Origin of the sequence: Marinobacter lacisalsi (assembly GCF_042651045.1) — a bacterium.
GTDB classification, from domain to species: Bacteria; Pseudomonadota; Gammaproteobacteria; order Pseudomonadales; family Oleiphilaceae; genus Marinobacter; species Marinobacter lacisalsi.
In genome coordinates this window covers 114,960-129,721 of the sequence record NZ_JBHSDI010000062.1, presented here as the reverse complement: position 1 = coordinate 129,721, position 14,762 = coordinate 114,960, and the positions used below count along the sequence as shown (strand labels likewise).

The 14,762-nt window shown below is 61.5% G+C and carries 18 protein-coding genes; 15 read left to right on the top strand and 3 right to left on the bottom strand.

Annotated features, from left to right (window positions below):
• Positions 1 to 90 precede the first annotated feature (90 nt).
• From ACFOZ5_RS18395 to ACFOZ5_RS18385, 3 genes are all read right to left on the bottom strand, one after another.
• The gene (locus ACFOZ5_RS18395; RefSeq protein WP_379890083.1) at positions 91 to 1,014 is read right to left on the bottom strand and encodes a nucleotidyl transferase AbiEii/AbiGii toxin family protein; all 924 of its coding nucleotides are present in this window, start codon (positions 1,012 to 1,014) and stop codon (positions 91 to 93) included.
• Positions 1,007 to 1,669, bottom strand: coding sequence for a DUF6088 family protein (locus ACFOZ5_RS18390; RefSeq protein ID WP_379890081.1), 663 nt, complete (start codon positions 1,667 to 1,669; stop codon positions 1,007 to 1,009). Before ACFOZ5_RS18390 ends, ACFOZ5_RS18395 begins: the two co-directional genes overlap by 8 nt.
• 93 nt (positions 1,670 to 1,762) lie before the next feature.
• On the bottom strand, positions 1,763 to 2,701 hold the full coding sequence (locus ACFOZ5_RS18385) for a chitosanase (protein WP_379890080.1): 939 nt from the start codon (positions 2,699 to 2,701) through the stop codon (positions 1,763 to 1,765).
• A 491-nt stretch (positions 2,702 to 3,192) separates the two neighbouring features.
• Here ACFOZ5_RS18385 and ACFOZ5_RS18380 point away from each other — a divergent pair, with 491 nt between their 5' ends.
• The 15 genes from ACFOZ5_RS18380 (at position 3,193) to ACFOZ5_RS18310 (ending at position 14,714) form a co-directional block, all read left to right on the top strand.
• Positions 3,193 to 3,789, top strand: a complete 597-nt coding sequence (locus tag ACFOZ5_RS18380; RefSeq protein ID WP_379890078.1) for a DUF4255 domain-containing protein — start codon at positions 3,193 to 3,195, stop codon at positions 3,787 to 3,789.
• A 97-nt stretch (positions 3,790 to 3,886) separates the two neighbouring features.
• On the top strand, positions 3,887 to 4,552 hold the full coding sequence (locus ACFOZ5_RS18375; RefSeq protein WP_379890075.1) for a hypothetical protein: 666 nt from the start codon (positions 3,887 to 3,889) through the stop codon (positions 4,550 to 4,552).
• Between the two features lie 94 nt (positions 4,553 to 4,646).
• Entirely contained in the window at positions 4,647 to 6,674 is a 2,028-nt protein-coding gene (locus ACFOZ5_RS18370) for a hypothetical protein (protein WP_379890073.1), read from the top strand.
• Complete coding sequence (locus ACFOZ5_RS18365) at positions 6,584 to 7,123, top strand: phage tail sheath family protein (protein ID WP_379890086.1); 540 nt, start codon at positions 6,584 to 6,586, stop codon at positions 7,121 to 7,123. Before ACFOZ5_RS18370 ends, ACFOZ5_RS18365 begins: the two co-directional genes overlap by 91 nt.
• Before the next feature lie 20 nt (positions 7,124 to 7,143).
• Positions 7,144 to 7,575, top strand: coding sequence for a phage tail protein (locus tag ACFOZ5_RS18360; RefSeq protein ID WP_379890071.1), 432 nt, complete (start codon positions 7,144 to 7,146; stop codon positions 7,573 to 7,575).
• A 1-nt stretch (position 7,576) separates the two neighbouring features.
• On the top strand, positions 7,577 to 8,839 hold the full coding sequence (locus ACFOZ5_RS18355; RefSeq protein ID WP_379890069.1) for a hypothetical protein: 1,263 nt from the start codon (positions 7,577 to 7,579) through the stop codon (positions 8,837 to 8,839).
• Positions 8,820 to 9,803 (top strand): phage tail sheath family protein, encoded by a 984-nt coding sequence (locus ACFOZ5_RS18350; RefSeq protein WP_379890067.1) that lies wholly within the window; start codon positions 8,820 to 8,822, stop codon positions 9,801 to 9,803. Before ACFOZ5_RS18355 ends, ACFOZ5_RS18350 begins: the two co-directional genes overlap by 20 nt.
• Entirely contained in the window at positions 9,800 to 10,360 is a 561-nt protein-coding gene (locus ACFOZ5_RS18345; protein WP_379890065.1) for a phage tail protein, read from the top strand. The genes ACFOZ5_RS18350 and ACFOZ5_RS18345 overlap by 4 nt, the downstream gene beginning before the upstream one ends.
• A 62-nt stretch (positions 10,361 to 10,422) precedes the next feature.
• Positions 10,423 to 10,614 (top strand): hypothetical protein, encoded by a 192-nt coding sequence (locus ACFOZ5_RS18340; RefSeq protein WP_379890063.1) that lies wholly within the window; start codon positions 10,423 to 10,425, stop codon positions 10,612 to 10,614.
• Positions 10,615 to 10,632: 18 nt separating this feature from the next.
• Positions 10,633 to 11,325: a CIS tube protein gene (locus ACFOZ5_RS18335; RefSeq protein WP_379890061.1), complete on the top strand. Its 693-nt coding sequence runs from the start codon at positions 10,633 to 10,635 to the stop codon at positions 11,323 to 11,325.
• 8 nt (positions 11,326 to 11,333) lie between these two features.
• Positions 11,334 to 12,497 (top strand): phage late control D family protein, encoded by a 1,164-nt coding sequence (locus ACFOZ5_RS18330; RefSeq protein ID WP_379890059.1) that lies wholly within the window; start codon positions 11,334 to 11,336, stop codon positions 12,495 to 12,497.
• A complete protein-coding gene (locus ACFOZ5_RS18325; protein ID WP_379890057.1) occupies positions 12,494 to 13,006 on the top strand; it encodes a phage baseplate assembly protein V in 513 nt (170 codons plus the stop codon). Before ACFOZ5_RS18330 ends, ACFOZ5_RS18325 begins: the two co-directional genes overlap by 4 nt.
• Before the next feature lie 10 nt (positions 13,007 to 13,016).
• Positions 13,017 to 13,889 carry a DUF2169 domain-containing protein gene (locus ACFOZ5_RS18320; protein ID WP_379890055.1) on the top strand — a complete coding sequence of 291 codons (873 nt, stop codon included), beginning with the start codon at positions 13,017 to 13,019 and terminating at the stop codon, positions 13,887 to 13,889.
• Positions 13,890 to 13,892: 3 nt separating this feature from the next.
• Positions 13,893 to 14,306, top strand: coding sequence for a PAAR-like domain-containing protein (locus tag ACFOZ5_RS18315; protein WP_379890053.1), 414 nt, complete (start codon positions 13,893 to 13,895; stop codon positions 14,304 to 14,306).
• A 12-nt stretch (positions 14,307 to 14,318) separates the two neighbouring features.
• Positions 14,319 to 14,714 carry a GPW/gp25 family protein gene (locus ACFOZ5_RS18310; protein ID WP_379890051.1) on the top strand — a complete coding sequence of 132 codons (396 nt, stop codon included), beginning with the start codon at positions 14,319 to 14,321 and terminating at the stop codon, positions 14,712 to 14,714.
• Positions 14,715 to 14,762: the final 48 nt, after the last annotated feature.

The window sequence follows — 14,762 nt, the reverse complement described above, 5'->3', positions numbered from 1 at the left end:
AGAAGAGAAACCCCGCGTCGCTACGCTCCGATGGGTGGCAGCCTTGCTCCGGTCCGAGTGGCAGGCTTCACGTGGAATGGGTGGCAACCTTCAGCGGTTTACGCAATAGTCAGCCCGCAAGCCCTCCAGCGTGCCCGTCTCAGGCAATAGTTTCAGCCGCCCGTTCAGACATGCGTCATAGTTCGCGTAGCCCGTATGGAAGAACACTTTCTTATGGCGGACAACCTCCTCCAACAGCTCCCGGTTTTCAACGGCTGACTGACCGGCAGGATGCTCTGCAAGCATGACCAGGTCGTACCAATGCCTGGAAAGCCTTTCAGCACTTTCCCTGAGCTTGCCCCTGTTGCACTCGACATGTATGAGCGTGGCTTTTTCCCAAAATGTCCGCTCTGGAGAGAGAACCACAACCTCACTGCTCGGATAGACCAGGTCTTGCGTCAACTCGGCGATGTATGGGGAGACGGTATGAGTTTCGTTGGGATCGATAACGTTCCTGCCACCCAGCTCAATGAGTACCTGGGAACGGATGTATTCGCTGGTGCCCTCTACAACCGATGGGTAAGTGACCCAGATCTTTTCACCACCATCGTCCAACTCAACGGCATGCTGCTCAGCCGTTGGCAGTTTCGCCAGCTCATTTTCGAGGTATGGGACGACCACTTCGTTCGCGTAGGCCGAGACATAACTTTTCAGTCGATCACTGAACTGTTTGGTTTTGGTCCGACTCACCCCCTCCGCGAAAGGATCAAAGCCCTCCTCGAAGGCCCGGTAATCCAGCGTGATATCGACATCCTCGGAAAAGCGGTCAATCACACCGTAAACCTTGGAAAGCGATGTACCTCCTTTGAAAGCCATAGGATGTGCGCCGGGCATGGAGAACAGAGCCTGCAAGGTCCAGCAGACCCATATATCCTTCTCCAGCACCGAGGCTCCGCGAGCCAGTTGAGGCGCAACAGTTTGAAGGATATCGTTTTGTTCTTCTGCGGACAGTTCGAGAAACACCTGCTCAGCCATGGACACGCCCTGCCTCATATTGCCTGAACGCCTCGCTCATCCACGCCGGCATACGTGAGGAAAGCAGCGTCTCGAACTCTTCTTCGCTCAGCCCTTCCTGGATCCGCTTCACCACCTCGGTGCTGATATTGTTTTTACCCAGATACCAAAGCGCGGAGAGGGCCAAACCAGGCCTCTTGCCTGCATGCTGAAGCTTCCTCTGACTGCTGGTGTGCATGAGCTTCACCTTTAGGTTTCCGATGCGGATTTCACGGGTAGGTCCGTTGGTGTAGTAGACCGGCGTCGTTGGCATCTGAGTACTGAGCTTGAAGCGGCGAGCCGCTTCGGCCCCATGGACCTGAATGGTCTCTCCATGGTCTCTCGCGATCACCTCGACCACGCGCGAAACATCCGGCATGACATTGCCGACAAACCGGCTTTGTTTGGGGCGGACGAAAACACCCCGTGCGACCCGCTGGATAGCGCCTCCTTCTACAAGCCTGGACAGGGCTTTGTCGACAGCAGCACGCGAGCCCAGCCTCAGGAAACGGCTGTTGGTAAAAGGTTCACCTTGCGGAACTTTGGCGATCTGGCGCTGAACAGACTCTGTAACGGACATGGCACTTACCTCTAAACAGATGTCAGAAAAATTACCAGTTTTTCTGACATAGTTCAAGATATGTTCGGCCCTTGCTTATGACGACTGCAACACGACATGCGCATTAGCGTGATTGAATCACGATATTGAGGTGGACCCCATCAGCCAACCCTAATCACCAATGCCGAGCGAAGCCCGGGTGCCCGGCCCCACGATACCGTCGACGACGAGGTCCTTCCGGCGTTGCCATGTGCTCACTGCACTTTCGGTGGCCGGGCCGTAGATGCCATCCACCCGGATATCCACACCGGCATCAGCGAGAGCCTGCTGTACAGCCCTCACATCATCACCCTGTAAAAAGGGCGTCTTCAGGCGTAGCAGTCGCATTTCGTCGGCTTCGGAGCCGGCGCGGGGGTCACCAGCCTCAGTCAGCGTTGCCTCGTCCACGCGAACACCGCGGCAGGTAAAAGGCAGTGGCAGTGCCCACCTGTCGTCAGCAACAAACTCGCGAAAGGCGTCCATACGGTAGGTTGTCCTGTGCAGCAGGGTGTTGGAGTGCCCCGCCAGCCAGTCGTGACGTACGTCGATATAATGCGCAATCCAGCGCTCTTCGCCAATATCCGCCACCTGACCAAAGCGCTCGTTGGTGCGGTCTCTCATGCGATGCCATGAACCGTGGATATGGCTGTCGTACACCACGCCGACACCTAGCGCCCGTGAGACACCAATGGACCTGGCTGCCCCGATTGCCGGTTGCCAGTATACAGAATCGAAGAACCGGTCCTGCACCTGCTGCATAACCGGATCTTCACCGGCATCCCGGAGCAACCGCCGAAACGTCATGTCCCGATCAAGGTTGACGTCCCGATCCTCCACCCGGCCCAGATACGGCATGAGCGCCTCCGCCATTTCGGCACCAGCCGACTCACAGTATTTCTTGATTAACAGGTACAGGTTGCCACTGGCCAGGGTGGTCTGTGAGCGACCGTAGGTGAGATGCCCAGTGTCCCCCTGTATCAGCGTAACCTTGCTGTAGTCACCCAGAGGCCTGCTGGTCTCGAAAATATTGACAATGGCCTGGGCTGCCTTCTTCTGCAATTCCGTCAACATGGTGGTTCCTCCAATAACCCGCTTCCGCGGGGTACTGGCGAACACTCCGGGAGCAGGCGGGCCCATACAACCTTGTATACCACCTGCTTCCGGTAACACATGTGCCGCCCGGCACCGCGTCGCCTGTTCTATGAACAGTAGCACGCAGTATCTGGCACCCAAAATCGTTCGCAAAAACACTTTTTATCCATTGAGTTACCGGCGCGACACCGATCGAAAGTCCGAGCTGAGCGCACATCCACACCCACCGTCCATAGTCAGAACAAATAGGAATACGCCAAATTAATGCTTAAAATCTTTTGTAAAGTGCAGTTATAGCGACTATCTGTTAGTAAACCCAAGCATTCAGGTCAGCGATCAACTGGCCTTGTAAAAACCGACAGTTTGTTACCTTTTTCAGCTGTTTTGGTGCTCTCGCCTCGTAATGATGTCTTGAAGCCGAGCTGTAGTAACAGCCATGTAACAAGAAGCAAATTCCGAAGGAGCGGATGGTGAGCGCATATTCCATTATTGAAGGTACCAGCACTGAGCTGCGCCGCCAGATATTCGAGGCGCTCGACAGCGCGCCGGATACGGACTTTTCGCTGACAGACCCGGCCAGCAACATCACCCTTGATGCGCCCGGCGGCGACCTGTCCAGCCAGTTCGTGGTCAGCCTCTACCTGTACCATATCGACCAGAACAGGCATCTGCGAAACCAGCCACCCCTGCGTACCGGCAGCGATGAACTGCGGCGCCCACCGCTGCCGCTACAACTACGCTACCTGGTCACCCCCCTGGACTCGGAAACCAACAATCACCTGATGCTGGGCCGGATCCTGCAGCACTGCCATGATCACCCCACCATCGACTCCATCGAGGGCAGACCACTGGACACCAGCCACGGCGGTGCCAGCAGCGAAATCCGGATACGCCTGGAGTCTCTGACCCTGGAGCAGCTTGCGCAGATCTGGAATGCCTTCAATCAGCCTTTCCGGCTGGCCACGGTGCTGCTGGTCGAAGCGGTTGTCATCGACTCGGCACTCAGCCCCGAGAAGCATGCACCGGTGCGGGATACCTACACCGTGGTTCAACAGCGAACGGGTTAACCAGGATTCCAGGGTGTCCCGAACAGGGCGGCCACAGTCATCAAGGAGTTGATCATGACAAGGACCTTTATTCACAGATGGCACAGGAACAGCGCCCATGAGCGTCCACACTGACACGGTTCTGCAACGGCAGGCACTGATCGTGGGCCGCCTGCTGGATCAGGCTACCGGGGCACCGGTATCCACCAGCGCTGAACTGACGCTGGGGTACAAACGTTCGGACCAGAGCGAGTATCGCCCTTGCCCGCTGGCCAGCCGACTGGACGCTGACGGACACTTCGTGTTTTCCACCGATCAGGCTGACCTGTTTGCGCAGCTAACACCCACACCGGATTTCGATTTCCGACTGCAGGCAAGCGCTGCGAGTTATCAGGCGTCGACCCACGACTTCAGCCTGCCTGGTACCGACCTGACCCCCGCCACAGAGACAGTGACCCTGTCAGGCGCAACCTACGACATGCCCCGGCTTTCAGGCCCGTTGATCAACCTGTCCCTGACACTGGCGCCGGAGCCTTTGCGCCTGGCCGGACAGGTACTGGAGGACGGCGATCCGGAAACCCCGTTGGCCGGAGCCCAGGTTCAGGTCACAGCCCCGGAAACGCGACCGGCGGTGGAAACAGACAGTCGAGGGTACTTTGCCATTGACAACATGCCCCTTGAGCGTCAGGTCACCCTGACCCTGAGTCACGGGGGCAGCGAGAGAACCACGGCAGTGGTTCTGGACTATAGCCGTCCTGTCGTGCACAGGACATTCGCTTTTTAAACCGGAGATTGTCGAAATCGTAGTCACAAGCAGTTGGACCCTGGGGCGTCCAGTGGATTGACGCAATATCCGCGCGAGCATTAGGGAGATGAACATGCCTGAATATCTTGCGCCGGGTGTCTACGTAGAAGAGGTTTCGTCCGGAAACAAACCCATTGAAGGTGTCAGCACCAGTACCGCCGGTGTCGTCGGCGTAACCCGGCGGGGGCCGGTCGACCAGCCAACACTGGTGACCAGCCTGGGAGAATTCCACCGAATCTTCGGCGGACGGCTGGATCACCGGGTTTTCACCAACGGGCTCGACGCCCTGCCCTATGCGGTCGAGGGCTTTTTCCAGAACAATGGCAGCCGGATCTATGTATCGCGAATCGTTGGAACAGACGCCGACAGGGCCGAGACCGACCTCTACGCCATTCCTCCCACTGACCGCGCACAGTCCCGTCTGAACAGTCAGGCACCACAGGGAAGCACCTCACTGGTTGTCGACGCCAACGCCAATATCAGTGACGGCGATACCCTTCTGATCCACGACGATACCCGCTCCGAATACGTCACCCGTTCGGGCTCAACGACACCGATTGGTGTCCGCCTGTCATACGCCCTGCGGGATGATGTTGGCACCGGCCCCGTGAACCTGCAGACGGTGACGATCACCAGCGATCTCAGCGATGGCATCACCACCAGCATGGACGCCGGCGGCCAGCTCCAGCTCGACGAGACAACGGTTGCCGGCCTCAGCAGCGGCAATATCCTGCGGATACGGGACACCGCCAACCCGGAGCATACCGAATACGTCACCATTACCACCAACGGGGAAGCGGATTTCGACGAAGGCTCGCTGGTATTCAACCATCCCCTTGAGCAGACCGAGATACATCACATCACCCTGGCGGCGGAGGGTACCTCCCTCAACCTGGATGAGGCCGCCACCACCGGCGACACCAACCTGATCATGGCCGATACCACAGGCCTGTCCCCGGACAGCACCGTTGAAATCGGCGGCGGGATCTACCACCTGGCCGCCCTCACCGAGGAAATCCCTCTCGGCGCGGAAACCGAATTCGTCCATCGCGCCGGGGTTCCCCTCATCAAACAGGTCGCGGTACTGCGGGCACACGCCCACCATCCGGGAATCTGGGGCAATGCCCTGCGGGCCAGAATCCGGCCCAGCAGTATTCTCAACACCACCGTGTCGGCCGGCGCCGACACCGGAGACACGCCGGTACCGCTGGATGCGGTCTACGGCGTCAACACCGGTACCGTGCTGGAGTTTTCCAGGGATGGCCAGGTCGTACAGGTACTGCGGGTGAGCGGTGTCAACCGGGCTACCAACGAAGTCGCCTTTGCCGGCGGCCTGGAAGCCCCCGTGCAGGCCGGGGACACGGTGCGCTCACTGGAGTTCACACTGGTGGTGGAACTCCTGGAAAACGACAGGGTTGCAGAGAGCGAGGTGTTCGATTACCTGGCACTGGACCCGGAGCACCCCCGCTATGCCGTCCGTGTCGTGGGCTCCTTTAACCGGTCAACCGGGCGCACGTCGCGCTCGGGGGCTGCGGAACTGATTCGCCTGTCCGATCTGAGCTTTGAGGACGACGGCGTGACGTCGACATCGGACGCGGCGGACCTGCGGCTGGCCGACCCCTTTGCCGGCGTCACCCATGATCTCGCGGGCGGTATCGACGACCTGGGTTCGATCGACGATGGCACCTATATCGGTAGTCCCTCCGACGACCCCGATGAACGCACCGGTATCCACAGCCTGGCCAACCGGGATGACATCAGCCTGGTGGCCGTTCCCGGCCAAAGCGGCGTGGATGTACAGAAGGCCCTGCTGGGCCACTGCGAGCGCATGCGGTACCGCTTTGCCATCCTGGATGCCGAGTCCGGGGCCGCCCTGGACCGGGTACAGACTCATCGCCAGAACTACGACAGCACCCGGGGCGCCTACTATTACCCCTGGCTGGTGATCTCCGACCCCTTCGGCGAAGACGGCGACCTGCTGACCGTGCCCCCAGTGGCCATGTTCTCGGCATTATTGCCCGCACCGACGTCCAGCGTGGCGTACACAAAGCGCCGGCCAATGAAGTGGTGCGTGGCATCCGGGAGTTCGAGAAAACCCTGAACAAGGCCGAGCAGGACATCCTCAACCCCCTGCATATCAACTGTTTCCGCGACTTCCGCTCCGCCACTCGCGGCCTGCGTCTGTATGGGGCGCGAACTCTGAGCAGCGACCCGGAGTGGAAATATGTCAACGTCCGGCGGCTGTTCCTGTTCCTTGAGAAATCGATCGAGAACGGCATGCAGTTCGCGGTGTTCGAGCCCAACTCGGAAGCCCTCTGGGCCACCGTCAAACGCTCCCTGACCAACTTCCTGGTCACTGTCTGGCGCTCCGGCGCCCTCGAAGGTGTCACCCAGGAACAGGCGTTTTTCGTCAATGTCGGCCTCGACACCATGACCCAGGCGGACTTCGACAACGGCCGACTGATTGTCGAGGTGGGCGTGGCACCGGTAAAGCCCGCGGAGTTCGTAATCTTCCGCATTAGCCAGAAAACCCGCGAAGCCACCAGTTAATCCGTGAGAGGACCATCGCCATGGCTGAACGCAAGGATCCATACGCCCAATACAACTTCCTGGTCGAAATCGACGGGGTCTCGGTGGCCGGCTTTACCGAAGTGAGCGGCCTGACCACCGAAAGCGACATCATCGAGTACCGGGAGGGTTCCGATACCGCCACAGTCCGCAAACTGCCAGGGCTGCGCAAGTACACCAACCTGACCCTGAAACGGGGGTTCACCCAGAACCGGGAGCTCTGGGAGTGGCGCAAAAGCACCATCGATGGCCGGACCGAACGCAAATCCGGCGCTCTCATCCTGTTGAATGAGAGCCGGGAAGAAGTGCTGCGCTGGAATTTCAGCGAGGGCTGGCTCTCCAAATGGGAAGGCCCCACGCTCAACTCCACCGCCAACGAAGCCGCTATCGAATCGATGGAGATCGCCCACGAAGGCCTGGAGTTGACGGACTGATATGCGCGCCCCGGGGTTATCCATAAAACAGGTGCAGGGCACTCCACCGCTTTCTCCGGTACGGGGGGATGTTGCGGCACTGATTGGCTATGCCGCCAGGGGCCCGCGTGGTTACCCGGTACGGCTTGGATCCTGGCGGGATTTCGTGGATGTCTTCGGCGAACCCTATGGCTTTGGCCATCTTGGCACGGCCATCAAAGGCTTCTTCGAAAATGGCGGCCAGACCTGCTATGCCGTCCGGGTGACCGACGACTCGGCCCAGGCCGCCAGCCTGACTGTTCAGGGCCGCACCATGGGTGAGGATGATCCGGCGGAAACCATCGCCGAGGCCGTCCAGTGGACGTTCAGTCCGGCCTTCAAGCAGGCCACGGCCAGTGCGCTCGACCGCGAAGTGCTGGACCGGCTGGGCAGTCCACACCCCAACCTGAATGGCCCCCTGTTGCTACCCGACCCCGGGCTCTGGGGCAACGAACTGGCCCTGAGCATCAGCGATTCGCGGCGCGCGGTTACCCACCTGTTACCGGGGGCCCACGCCGGGCAGACCAGCCAGGCGGCTAACCTGGATGGACTGGAAGCCAACAGCCTGGTGCGCCTGAGCCAGCCGGCCCATGCTGCCGCCGGCTCCCTGCTGCTGTGGGTACAGGCGGTGGATCCGATCCGGGGCCTGCTGGAATGGCCCGTCGAGCTTGACCAGGCGATGACCCCGGAGGGATCGCCCGTGGGCTTCGACCTGGACCAGGCCATCGTGCTGGAAACCGTCGACTTCACCCTGGAGCTGTGGCTGGCGGACCGCAGGCTGGAGCAGTTTCCGCACCTGAGCCTGCATCCGGAACACAGTCGCTACCTGGTGCGGGCTATCAACCGGGAAAGCCGCTGGCTTCAGGTACGGCAAACCCTGGGGCCGGCAGCAGACGCCGCCCTGGGCGGGGCCACCGTCCCACCGGCCTCGGACACCGGGTTCTGGCCGCAACCCCTCACCCTGGCGCGCTTCCGGGGAGGCCGCGATGGCCTTGGCCAGGTCGCCGGGGCGAACTTCCTGCCCCCCCCTCAACGCCCTGGAGCCGATTCCCGACGTGGCCCTGCTGGCGGCGCCGGACCTTGTGCTGAAGGCCGAAGCCGAGCAACAGCCTCCGCCCCCACTGGTCGAAACGGTGGACTGCAGCCGACTCGAACGTCCACCGGAGGGCGTTATCCGTGGCCAGGTGATCAACGCATCCTCGGGCAGCGGGGAACCGGTACACAACGTGACCGTCTACGCCAGTAACGGGCGTCAGGCCGTCACCGACCGGGAGGGGCACTTTACCCTGACCCAGCTGCCCCTGGCGGTGGTCAGCCTGTGGTTCCAGCGTCATGGCTTCGTGGCCACCGAGGTACTGGCCCAGGCCACCACCGCGACCGGGCGGAATACCGCCACTTTCTACCTGGACGAACGGCAGTTGCCCCCCGATCAGCCCCTCGACAGCATCCATCGGGTGCAATCCGCCATGGTGAGCCAGGGCGAGCGTGGACTCTATCGCATCGCGTTGCTGGACGCCCCGGACCCCACCATGGATGTGCAGGGCATCCAGGGCTGGCGGGCCCGCTTCGACAGTGCCCATGGCGCGCTTTACTACCCCTGGCTGATGGCGGAAACGGGGAACGGACTCTCGACCGCGCCACCCTGTGGCCACCTGGCGGGTGTCTTTGCTCGGGCCGAAAGGGAACACGGTCTCTATCGTGCCCCTGCCAATATTGCCCTGAGATCCTGCAAGGGACTGACACAGATTGTGGAGGACAACCAGCACGGTGCCCTTAATGCGCAGGGCATCAACGTCCTGCGGCTGTTAGCCGGGCGTGGCATCCACCCCTTCGGGGCCCGCTCCCTGGCCAGCGCGCCGGCGTGGCGATTCATCAATGTGCGCCGGCTGGTCAATGCCCTCGAACAGACCCTGGAACAACAACTGCAATGGGCCGTCTTCGAGCCCAACTCCGTGGCCCTGCGGGAAGCGGTCCGTTTCACCCTGCTTAATCTGCTGAACCGCCTCTGGCGCCAGGGTGCCCTGGCCGGCGAGAGTGCGGACCAGGCCTTCAGCGTGAAAGTCGATACCGACAACAACCCCGCCAGGCTCAGGGACCTGGGCCGGTTCCTCGCCGAAATCCAGGTGGCCCCCTCCGTGCCCTTCGAATTTATCACCCTGCGCCTGGGGCGCACCCTGGACGCACTGGAAGTACAGGAGAACGCCCCATGAGCCCGCGTTTCGATCCGTTACCTGCGTTCCATTTCCAGATCGCGCTGCTGGAATCCCTGGACCTGGACAGTGAAGGCTCCGGCCTTTCCGAACCCAGTGGCCCGGCGGCGCTGGCGGGCGACCTGTCCGGGCTGGTCGCCGGAGGTTTCTCGGAATGCAGCGGCCTGGAATCCACCATCAATGTGCTCGACGTGCAGGAGGGTGGGGTCAACGACCGGGTGCATCGCCTGCCGGGCCGCGCCAGCTTTGGCAACCTCACCCTCAAGCGGGGCGTCGCCCTCAGCGAGACGCTCTGGCTCTGGCACGAACAGTTTATCAACGGCGAAGGCAAGCGCCGGGACGGCCTGATCATGCTGATGAACGAGCAACGGGTGCCGGTCAAGATCTGGGGGTTCTACAACGGCATACCCACCCGCTGGTCGGGGCCATCGCTGAACGCCGGCAATAGCGAGGTTGCAGTGGAAGCCCTGGAGATCGCCCATGAGAAACTGACCCTGCTGGTCAGCCCCGGCGAGGCGATGGCCAGGCTTGAGGGCGCGGCCGGACCGGAACCCTGACGGCCGACTACTCAGGTACTCGCGACCTGAACACTTCCTAACCGTGAAAGGGAGCAACAACCATGGCAGATGTCCATATCAACGAAGTCACTAGCCGACTGTCCCTGGCCGATGCCGACGCCCTGCTATCACCCGAGGTACTGGCCCGCATCACCCAGGCGGTCAGGGAACAGCTTGAGAACGAACAGCAGCGTGAGCGGCAGCGCCAGGACGAGCGTGAGATCCGGTCCCGCTCTTTTCCACTGGAACGCTGAAGCGGGAGACCAGGCACCATGGCGGAAATGACCCTGCAACGCCTGAACGCGGACAAGAGCAACACCATTGGTGAATCCTTCTCGGTGAACTATAACCCCGAGAAGTTCAGCTTCAGCAAGGGGGCGCAGATTGCCGAGGTTGCCATTCCGGGGCTGGACGCCCCGGTGCTGCAGTTTGTCCGCGGCGACAGCGAAACCCTGTCAATGGAGCTGCTGTTCGACAGCACCGAGAGCGGTATGGGAGCCAGTGCCAGATCGGTCACTGAGAAACTGGACCCGTTCTACCGCCTGATCAAGGTCAATGGCGAACTGCATACGCCGCCCATCGTTCGCATTACCTGGGGCGAAGATTTCCCCGGGCAGACCCACAACCCCGGTAGCCGGCCGGAACCCGCCTTTGATGGTGTCGTCACCAGCCTCAATCGCGAATACACCCTGTTCAATGCCGAGGGCGTACCGCTGCGGGCTACCGTCAGCCTGCAGCTGAAGGAATACCGCACCCTGGAAGAGCAGCTACAGGCGCTCAACCTGCAGTCGTCGGACCATACCCGGGTCCATGTGGTGCAGGAAGGGGAAAACCTCACCACCATTGCCGCCGATGCCTATGGTGACCCGGGCCAGTGGCGGGCGATCGCACGCCACAACAAACTGCGCAACGTTCGGGAACTGCCCCCGGGGCAGATGCTCGAATTGCCACCAACCACGGAGTGAATCAGCGTATGAGCAGCACGCCGATCTACCAGGGGCAGACCTTCTACAGCCCCCGCTTCGAGATCCGCCTCAAGGGGCAGAACCTGGGCCGTGAAGTCATCCGGGATGTCCTTCAGGTCTCCTATCGCGAGGACCTGGAGAACCTGGACTCCTTTGAGTTCACGCTGCGCGACTGGGACCCGGTGGAGCGCATCGCCAAATACAGCAATCCGTTCGACAGCAATGGCAACCTGCGCCAGATAGGTGACTTCGACATCCCCAATTTCGAGCCAGGCGCCACGGTGGAGCTGCGTATCGGCTACGGTGAGGAGGCGCCCAGCAGAATCATGCTCGGCACCATCGTCTCCCTCAGCCCCAGCTTCCCCGCCAGTGGCGCGCCGTCCCTGACCGTCAGGGCAATGAACCTGCTGTACACCCTCCAGCGCCGGCCTTCGGAACCGCTCGCTCCCTTCGAGAACCGGACCGACAGCGAGATCGCCCGTGATATCGCCGACGCCCTCGACATCCCCATCGAGATACCCGAGGGTCAGATCGGGCAGGAACCCCGACACGACTATGTCCTGGTCAACAACGAATATCCCATTCTCTTTCTGCTGCAACGGGCCAGGCGCCAGGGTTATGACCTGTATGTGGAAACGGGAGATGATGATGAACCCCGGCTCTTCTTCGGCAGGCGCCCCACCAGCGGTAAGGTCTATGAACTGACCTGGGGCAAGACACTGCTGAAGTTCACCCCGACCATCACGGTCCGCAACCAGGTCAACAAGGTGGTTGTCCGGGGCTGGAACCCCCTGGCCAGCGGTGACAGCCGCACCATCACCGGCGAAGCCACGCGGGAGGATCTGGACCAGGGTGGCCTGGAACCGGAGCTGCTCTCATCCCTGGACAGCGCGCTGGCACAAACCCACGAAGTGGTGGTCGACGAGCCGATCACCAGCCAGGAACAGGCCGACAGCCAGGCCCTGGGCATCCTGCGGAACCTGGCCGGCAGCCTGATTACCGGTCAGGGCAGCAGCATAGGCTTCCCGCCACTGCGGGCCGGGCGACGGGTTCACATCAATGGCCTGGGCCGGCGCTACAACGGCGATTACCTGATTACGGAAGCCAGCCACACCCTCGGTGGCAGTGGCTACACCACGGATTTCTCGGCACGTCGGGAGGGTGCGTCATGAACAGCCAGGTGAAAGGCGTGGTGATCGGACTGGTGGAGAACCTGGACGACCCGGAAGAACTCGGACGCATCCAGGTGCGCTACCCCTGGCTGGAAGGCGAGCCCATGAGCAACTGGGCACGGGTGGTCACACTGTTCGCATCGGCCGGTACCGGCATGCATTTCCGTCCCGAGATCGGCGACGAAGCGGTACTGGCGTTTGATCGAGACGACATCAATCACCCTTTCATCCTGGGGTTTGTCTGGAGTGGCGAGAACACGCCCCCCGAACTGGACAGCAACGCCCAGCGGCTGGTGACCACCATTGCCGGCCACCGGATGATTTTCGATGACGACGACAGCGACCCAAGCCTGATCATCGAGGACGCCGGCGGCAGCAGGGTCACCCTGAACGGAGACGGCATCATGATCGAATCGTCGGCAGATCTCACCGTGAAGGGCCAGAACATCTCCGTAGAGGCCGGGCAGCAACTGACCCTCAAAGGCAACCCGGTACACATCAACCCCTGAGGCAAGTGAGATGGAGACACGTATTCCCGACATAACCGGCGTTGATGGCCTGTTCCTGCCGGGCTTTATCAAAGCGGGTGGCTCGATAAGGCAGGTGGCGTCGATCATCGTCAAGCGCAGCTACGACATCGACGGCAGCAGCCTGGTGCCCACCGACCATGGCAAGGCCCTGACCCTGACGGACCGGCTGCGTTTCTTCCGGGAAAACGGCGATGAAGTGCCGCCGGAGGACGCCAGGGACGAGGACGACTACCTCACCCTCGCCCTGGCGGAAAGCGACCTGGCCCCCTTCAAGCCCCACGCGGACCTGGTGGTCAAGGGCGCCTACGGGCCGGGGGAAGAGTGCGAAGCCCTGGTTGACGGTGTCCGCTGGCTGCACCGTGACCATGACCTGTTCGACAACCCCGACAACCTCCCGGCGGATGTCACCCTGGACATGTTCGGCTGGGCGCCCAAGTCCCTCGCGCCCCGGCTCGACGCCTTCGGCACCTTTTCAGAGGCCGCCGACACCCCGCTGCCGAACGACTTTGACAACCATTTCTACAACGGCCATAGCCGACGGTACGACCGGGGCGTGACCATGAACTACTTCGCCCCGGACAGCCACATCGAGATCCGGCGCGACATCCGCGGGGCCGACACCCGCCTCACCTTCAATCTGGCAACAGCCACTCCCGGTGCCAGCTACTTCTACCACTGTGGCCATGGCCGGGACCAGGCCAGCCGCTGGTGCAAGGTACCTGTGCCGCTCAACCTGGACACCCTGATCGTCCACCCCGACAGCGACCGCTGCCAGTTGATCTGGCGCGGCCACTGGGAGCTTGAGGCACAGCCGGTGGCGGACTACCGCCTGCTCAACATTCAGTTCGACGAGACGGAGTGACCCATGGGAAAACCCATTGCCCCCGCTGACCAGATTGCCTTTGCCTTTCCCGACGTGTGCAACACACCGGCACCGCCGGCCAGCCCCGTGCCTGTGCCCTACCCCAATATTGCGCAGTTGGCCGATGCCGGCGGTATCACCAACGAACCCAATCAAGAACTGCTTGTGGGAGGCAAACATGTGTTGCTGAAGGATTCCCTGGTGGACAAGTCCACCGGCAATGAAGCCGGGTCTGTGGGCGGTGTCAGCAACGGCAGCACGATCGGGCAATGTACGGTGACAACGGCCAGCCAGTCCGTGAAGTACGGCCCGGAAGGCCTTGGCATAGCCCGCTTCCTGGACCAGACGGAGCAGAACGACGGCAATGCCGTGGGCATGGTCCTGTCCGCCAACCCCACCGTGCTGGTGGGAGACTGAAAGGAGGTAACCATGGCTGATTTTCACGGTACTGGCTGGAAGTTCCCGGTTCGCGTCAATGCCCGTGGCGGCCTGTCCTGGGTCAGCGGCAGCCAGAGTATCGAGGAATCCATCTGGCTGATCCTCAGCACGCCGCTCAAGAGCCGGGTGATGGAACCCCGCTTCGGCTGCGGCATCCATCAGTACCTGTTTGCCCCCAACGATACCAATACCCGCGCGCTGATCATCCGGGCGGTGCAGCAGGCGCTGCTGAAGTGGGAACCACGCATCGACCTGCTTGATGTACGGGGGGAAACCACGCCCGGGGAGCCCAATCACCTGCTCATCCATGTGGACTACCGGATTCGCGCCAATAACGCGTTCCACAACCTGGTGTACCCGTTCTACATCAATGAAGGGCTGGCCTGATGTACCCGCATTCCGCCGCAGCCCATCAGGCCCAAGGTCTTGCCGGAG

What these genes read in the sequence shown, in the direction of transcription:
- ACFOZ5_RS18395 (WP_379890083.1), bottom strand. Translation starts at nt 1,014, where the DNA reads ATGGCTGAGCAGGTGTTTCTCGAACTGTCCGCAGAAGAACAAAACGAT.
- ACFOZ5_RS18385 (WP_379890080.1), bottom strand. Translation starts at nt 2,701, where the DNA reads ATGTTGACGGAATTGCAGAAGAAGGCAGCCCAGGCCATTGTCAATATT.
- ACFOZ5_RS18375 (WP_379890075.1), top strand. Translation starts at nt 3,887, where the DNA reads ATGAGCGTCCACACTGACACGGTTCTGCAACGGCAGGCACTGATCGTG.
- ACFOZ5_RS18370 (WP_379890073.1), top strand. Translation starts at nt 4,647, where the DNA reads ATGCCTGAATATCTTGCGCCGGGTGTCTACGTAGAAGAGGTTTCGTCC.
- ACFOZ5_RS18360 (WP_379890071.1), top strand. Translation starts at nt 7,144, where the DNA reads ATGGCTGAACGCAAGGATCCATACGCCCAATACAACTTCCTGGTCGAA.
- ACFOZ5_RS18355 (WP_379890069.1), top strand. Translation starts at nt 7,577, where the DNA reads ATGCGCGCCCCGGGGTTATCCATAAAACAGGTGCAGGGCACTCCACCG.
- ACFOZ5_RS18345 (WP_379890065.1), top strand. Translation starts at nt 9,800, where the DNA reads ATGAGCCCGCGTTTCGATCCGTTACCTGCGTTCCATTTCCAGATCGCG.
- ACFOZ5_RS18340 (WP_379890063.1), top strand. Translation starts at nt 10,423, where the DNA reads ATGGCAGATGTCCATATCAACGAAGTCACTAGCCGACTGTCCCTGGCC.
- ACFOZ5_RS18335 (WP_379890061.1), top strand. Translation starts at nt 10,633, where the DNA reads ATGGCGGAAATGACCCTGCAACGCCTGAACGCGGACAAGAGCAACACC.
- ACFOZ5_RS18330 (WP_379890059.1), top strand. Translation starts at nt 11,334, where the DNA reads ATGAGCAGCACGCCGATCTACCAGGGGCAGACCTTCTACAGCCCCCGC.
- ACFOZ5_RS18325 (WP_379890057.1), top strand. Translation starts at nt 12,494, where the DNA reads ATGAACAGCCAGGTGAAAGGCGTGGTGATCGGACTGGTGGAGAACCTG.
- ACFOZ5_RS18320 (WP_379890055.1), top strand. Translation starts at nt 13,017, where the DNA reads ATGGAGACACGTATTCCCGACATAACCGGCGTTGATGGCCTGTTCCTG.
- ACFOZ5_RS18315 (WP_379890053.1), top strand. Translation starts at nt 13,893, where the DNA reads ATGGGAAAACCCATTGCCCCCGCTGACCAGATTGCCTTTGCCTTTCCC.
- ACFOZ5_RS18310 (WP_379890051.1), top strand. Translation starts at nt 14,319, where the DNA reads ATGGCTGATTTTCACGGTACTGGCTGGAAGTTCCCGGTTCGCGTCAAT.